The sequence below is a fragment of the Pseudoalteromonas sp. S554 genome (genome assembly GCF_005930865.1).
Taxonomy (GTDB): domain Bacteria; phylum Pseudomonadota; class Gammaproteobacteria; order Enterobacterales; family Alteromonadaceae; genus Pseudoalteromonas; species Pseudoalteromonas marina.
Map to the genome: position 1 here is coordinate 1 of NZ_PNDV01000140.1, position 5,639 is coordinate 5,639.

7 protein-coding genes are annotated in these 5,639 nt (G+C 58.3%); 6 read left to right on the forward strand and 1 reads right to left on the reverse strand.

All coding sequences use genetic code 11. The annotated features are described in order from the left end of the window. From merB to CWB65_RS19240, 6 genes are all read left to right on the forward strand, one after another. Positions 1–496, forward strand: a 496-nt coding sequence (merB, locus tag CWB65_RS20290) for an organomercurial lyase (RefSeq protein WP_283240446.1), incomplete at its 5' end; no start/stop codon positions are given. Positions 497–521: 25 nt separating this feature from the next. After that, positions 522–668: an organomercurial lyase gene (locus CWB65_RS20295; protein WP_283240447.1), complete on the forward strand. Its 147-nt coding sequence runs from the start codon at positions 522–524 to the stop codon at positions 666–668. Beyond that, a complete protein-coding gene (gene merD, locus CWB65_RS19225) occupies positions 665–1,006 on the forward strand; it encodes a mercuric resistance transcriptional repressor MerD (protein WP_138687409.1) in 342 nt (113 codons plus the stop codon). Before CWB65_RS20295 ends, merD begins: the two co-directional genes overlap by 4 nt. 372 nt (positions 1,007–1,378) lie before the next feature. Continuing rightward, complete coding sequence (locus CWB65_RS19230; RefSeq protein ID WP_427616128.1) at positions 1,379–3,046, forward strand: TnsB C-terminal domain-containing protein; 1,668 nt, start codon at positions 1,379–1,381, stop codon at positions 3,044–3,046. Positions 3,047–3,058: 12 nt separating this feature from the next. After that, on the forward strand, positions 3,059–3,967 hold the full coding sequence (locus tag CWB65_RS19235) for a TniB family NTP-binding protein (protein ID WP_013741668.1): 909 nt from the start codon (positions 3,059–3,061) through the stop codon (positions 3,965–3,967). Beyond that, positions 3,964–4,695 carry a TniQ family protein gene (locus tag CWB65_RS19240; protein ID WP_502704851.1) on the forward strand — a complete coding sequence of 244 codons (732 nt, stop codon included), beginning with the start codon at positions 3,964–3,966 and terminating at the stop codon, positions 4,693–4,695. The genes CWB65_RS19235 and CWB65_RS19240 overlap by 4 nt, the downstream gene beginning before the upstream one ends. 72 nt (positions 4,696–4,767) lie before the next feature. Here the strand turns inward: CWB65_RS19240 and istB are convergent, their stop codons facing one another. Then, a complete protein-coding gene (gene istB / locus CWB65_RS19245; RefSeq protein ID WP_008111090.1) occupies positions 4,768–5,532 on the reverse strand; it encodes an IS21-like element ISShfr5 family helper ATPase IstB in 765 nt (254 codons plus the stop codon). Positions 5,533–5,639: the final 107 nt, after the last annotated feature.

Consider the following 5,639-nt stretch of genomic DNA (forward strand, 5'->3'; position numbering starts at 1 on the left):
CGACAACGCCCCACCCCCCGCTGCCCCATCCACTTCAGCGCGGGGCAGACTGCTGGGCGGTGGCGACAAGGCTGGTGGTGATGGGGACGGACTGCACGTCGCCGTTACAAACATGGACAAGACTATTTATTCCAAAAAGATTGCTGAAAGCCTCTCATCTGGCAATCATCCAGAGGAGTTCGCAACCCTTTTTGTTACGCTCCTTCGTCAGCTTGTGCTGGGAAGGCCTGTTTCACTCGTAGCGCTCGACGCCGCGCTCGGTTGGCCTGCGCAGAGAGTTGCAACCGTACTTGAGCAGGCGCCCGGTACCGAATATGACGAACAGGGCAATATCCTTGGCCTTGCTCTAACACTTCGCGAAACCCCTCACGTTTTTGAAGTGGAGGGGCGCCGCTTATACACCTGGTGTGCGCTCGACACCTTGATGTTTCCTGTTTTGATTGGCAAGACAGCCCGTGTCGCCTCTCGCTGTGCTAACGCCGGGTACTTCACCTGACATTCGCTGCTCCTTTTGCTGTCATGTGCACTTTTTTGCATCACCTTCTGCTGCAAATGCATGGGCTTTGACGCACCAGGGGATAGAAGTCGTGCCTGTCGAGAGTGCATTCGGTCTCGGGCATGAGATCGCGCATAAGCTGTTAGAAGATAGCGAGCGAAGTACACTATGAATGCGTATTCGATATCGAAGCTGGCTGAAGACGCGCGCGTCAGTGTGCATGTTGTGCGCGACTACATGACACGCGGCCTGTTACACCCCACCCGGCGAACCGAAGGTGGCTACAACGTTTTCGATAGCAAAACACTAGGAAGGTTGCGCTTTCTACGCGCAGCCTTCGAGTCCGGAATCAGGCTCGATCAACTGACGCGACTTTGCAGAGCGTTAGACGCAGGCGATAGCGAAGACTTGCACGGATGTGTCGAGCAACTGCGTCGGAAGATCGATGTGCGCCGAAAAGAGCTGATGGTGATCGAGACCTCTTTAGGCGAGTTGGCGTCCAGTGCATAACCTCACTTTCGCTGTGAGGAGCACGCTACTTAAGGATGACCAAGGTACCATTTTAAGGAAAGCAACTGATGGACAAGAAACTTGCGATGAAACTGCTTGCCCGCGGATTTGGCGCCTGCCTGCTCCTGTACATCGCGGCCCTGGCGTTGGTGTGGAAGGGGCCCTTCCTTTCTTGCTGTCCGGTCAACTTTCAGCGGCCAACGACGGCAAAGGCACAGCCGACAAGCCGGGTAGCGTATTGTCATTTTCAGAAGACGACTGCACCAATCAACGAGACATGAAGCCTGCTGTGCATACGGCTCCTGACAGCCCGATATCAGGACTCCAAACTCGTCTATGCTCAATACTCGTGTGCACCAAAGCGAGGCGAGCATGGCGACCGATACCGTACCGATTGCCGAGCGCGGCGTAGCCACCCTGTCAGAACAGGCATGGGAGCGTGCTCGCTGCCGCGCGGAGATCATTGGGCCGTTGGCGCAGTCGGAGACGGTCGGGCATGAAGCGGCCGACGCAGCAGCCCAGGCGCTGGGTCTGTCCCGGCGGCAGGTCTACGTCCTGATCCGCCGTGCCCGGCAAGGTTCGGGGCTGGTCACTGATTTGGCTCTTGGACAGTCGAGCGGTGGCAAAGGTAAAGGCCGCTTGCCGGAGTCGGTCGAACGAATCATCCGCGAGCTACTGCAAAAGCGCTTCCTGACCAAGCAGAAGCGCAGCTTGGCGGCGTTCCACCGTGAAGTTGCGCGGGTGTGCAAGCTGCAAAAGCTGCGGATGCCGGCGCGCAACACGGTCGCGTTGCGGATCGCCAGCCTTGATCCACTCAAGACCACTCGACTTCGGGAAGGCCAGGATGCGTCCCGCATCCTGCAAGGTGTTGGCGGTGTTCCTCCGCCAGTCTCCGCACCGCTGGAGCAGGTACAGATCGACCACACAGTCATCGACCTGATCGTGGTGGACGAGCGCGACCGGCAACCGATTGGCCGTCCGTACCTGACCCTCGCCATCGACGTGTTCACCCGCTGCGTGGTTGGCATGGTGGTCACGTTAGAAGCGCCATCTGCCGTCTCGGTCGGCCTGTGCCTCGCACACGCCGGTTGCGACAAGCGCCCTTGGTTGGAAAGGTTGGACGTGGAAATGGACTGGCCGATGAGCGGCAAGCCCGCGCTGCTCTACCTGGACAACGCGGCCGAATTCAAGAGCGAGGCGCTACGCCGTGGCTGCGAGCAGCATGGCATCCGGTTGGACTATCGGCCTCTCGGGCAGCCGCACTATGGCGGCATCGTGGAACGGATCATCGGCACGGCGATGCAAATGATCCACGACGAATTGCCGGGGACGACCTTCTCCAACCCTGACCAGCGCGGGGAATACGCCTCCGAGAAGATGGCCGCCCTGACACTGCGCGAGCTGGAACGCTGGCTCGCATTGGCGGTTGGCACCTATCACGGCTCCGTGCACAACGGCCTGCTCCAACCGCCGGCCGCACGCTGGGCCGAAGCTGTCGCGCGTACCGGCGTTCCAACCGTCATCACTCGCACCACGGCTTTTCTGGTCGATTTCCTGCCCGTCCTCCGCCGCACCCTGACCCGCACTGGCTTCGTCATCGACCACATCCACTACTACGCCGATGCGCTCAAGCCGTGGATAGCTCGGCGCGACCGCCTGCCTGCGTTCCTGATCCGGCGCGACCCACGCGACATCAGCCGCATTTGGGTGCTGGAGCCGGAGGGGCAGCACTATCTGGAAATTCCATACCGTACCTTGTCGCACCCGGCTGTCACCCTCTGGGAACAACGGCAGGCGCTGGCGAAATTGCGGCAGCAAGGGCGCGAACAGGTGGATGAGTCGGCGCTGTTCCGCATGATCGGGCAGATGCGCGAAATCGTGACCACTGCGCAGAAAGCCACGCGCAAGGCGCGACGCGGATCGACGCCAGCATCTCAAGTCAACGGAACAACCTGTCAAAACCACGCCACCAGCGGACACGGACATGGCAGACCCGCAGGCGGACAACCAGCCACCTGCCAAACCGTTCGACCAGATTGAGGAGTGGTAGCCGTGGACGAATATCCCATCATCGACCTGTCCCACCTGCTGCCGGCGGCCCAGGGCTTGGCCCGTCTCCCGGCGGACGAGCGCATCCATCGCCTTCGCGCCGACCGCTGGATCGGCTATCCGCGAGCAGTCGAGGCGTTGAACCGGCTGGAAGCCCTGTATACGTGGCCAAACAAACAACGCATGCCCAACCTGCTGTTGGTCGGTCCAACCAACAACGGCAAGTCGATGATCGTCGAGAAGTTCCGCCGCGCCCACCCGGCCAGCTCCGACGCCGACCAGGAGCACATCCCGGTATTGGTCGTGCAGATGCCGTCCGAGCCATCGGTGATCCGCTTCTACGTCGCGCTGCTCGCGGCGATGGGAGCACCATTGCGACCGCGCCCACGGCTGCCGGAAATAGAGCAACTGGCGCTGACACTGCTGCGCAAGCTCGGTGTGCGTTTGCTGGTGATCGACGAGCTGCACAACGTCCTGGCCGGCAACAGCGTCAACCGCCGGGAATTCCTCAACCTGCTGCGCTTCCTCGGCAACGAATTGCGCATCCCGCTGGTCGGTGTGGGCACACGCGACGCCTACCTGGCCATCCGCTCGGATGACCAGTTGGAAAATCGCTTCGAGCCGATGATGCTGCCGGTGTGGGAGGCCAACGACGATTGCTGTTCACTGCTGGCCAGCTTCGCGGCTTCGCTCCCGCTGCGGCGACCTTCGTCGATTGCCACGCTGGACATGGCTCGCTACCTGCTCACGCGCAGCGAGGGCACTATTGGCGAGCTGGCGCACCTATTGATGGCGGCGGCCGTGGCCGCCGTGGAGAGTGGTGAGGAAGCGATCAACCACCGCACGCTCAGCATGGCCGATTACACCGGTCCCAGCGAGCGGCGGCGGCAATTCGAGCGGGAACTGATGTGAAGCCAGCGCCACGCTGGCCACTGCATCCGGCACCCAGGGAAGCCGAAGCCCTGTCTTCGTGGCTCAACCGCGTGGCCCTTTGCTATCACATGGAAGTGTCCGAGCTGCTGGAGCACGATCTTGGTCACGGCCAGGTTGATGACCTGGACACCGCGCCACCACTGGCGCTGCTGGCGATGCTCTCCCAGCGGAGCGGTATCGAGCTGGATCGGCTGCGCTGCATGAGTTTCGCCGGCTGGGTGCCTTGGCTACTGGACAGCCTTGATGATCAGATTCCAGCCGCATTGGAAACCTATGCGTTCCAGCTCTCGGTACTGCTGCCGAGACTCCGCCGTAAGACGCGATCCATCACGAGCTGGCGTGCCTGGCTGCCCACCCAACCGATACACCGCGCCTGTCCGCTCTGCCTGAACGATCCGGAGAACCAAGCCGTACTGCTCGCGTGGAAGCTGCCCCTGATGCTGAGCTGCCCACTGCATGGCTGCTGGCTGGAATCCTATTGGGGCGTACCAGGGCGGTTTCTCGGCTGGGAGAACGCCGACGCCGAACCGCGCACTGCCAGCGACGCGATTGCGGCGATGGACCAGCGTACCTGGCAGGCACTGACGACCGGCCACGTGGAGTTGCCGCGCCGACGCATCCACGCCGGATTGTGGTTTAGGCTGCTACGCACGCTGCTCGATGAGCTGAACACCCCGCTTTCGACGTGCGGCACCTACGCTGCGTAATACCATGATGCCGATCGCTCAATACCATTCAAGCCGATCACTTTTTTGTCTGTCAGTAGACCTCAGTAAAATCTAACTTGAGTGATCGGCATCAGTCAAGAAATTTAGTTTTTTTCGCATCGACTCGCCTTTTAATTCCAACTTTATCGCCCCGTGCACAAGCCTATCTAGAATCGCATCCGCGTGTGTCGATTCTCCGATCATTTCATACCAATTTTCTATCGGTAATTGACTCGCTATTAAGGTCGATTTTGTATCATATCTTGCATCAATTAATTCCAGTAAATCACTCCGTTGTTGAGCCGTTAATGGCTCTAATCCCCAATCATCTAAGATCAGTAAATTGGCAGAGCTAAGCTTGTTGATCAGTTTTCGATAACTACCATCGGCTTGCGCTAGAAACATCTTTTCTAATAGCTCTTTGAGCCTAAAATAATAAACGCTACTCCCTTGTTGGCAGTGGTTTTGACCAAGCGCGCAAGCGAGGTAAGTTTTGCCACAACCTGTTGCTCCTGTGATCAAGATGTTTTGGTGAAGACGAAGCCATTCACCTTGTGCTAATGAACGGATCTGAGCTTTATCGAGTTGTCGTGCTGCGCCATAGTTGAGTTGGGCAAGTGTGCCGCCAACTCTGAACTTTGCTTGTCGCGTTAGGCGATCTATTTTACGCTGATCACGCTGCGTTATTTCATGTTCAAGCAATAAACTTAGCCGCTCTTCGAAGCTTTGTTCAACGTATAAATTGGGTTGCTCGTATTGCTGCAATAGCGCATCACGTATGCCGCTTAGCTTTAAATTACTTAACTGATTATTAACTTGTTGATTGATATTTTGCATAATGAATCGCCCCGTGTTTGCCAGAGACTCAATAACTTGAGAAACTGGAACTATGAAAAAATCAAATCGCTATACATCAGAATTTCGTGAACGTGCAATTAGGCTTT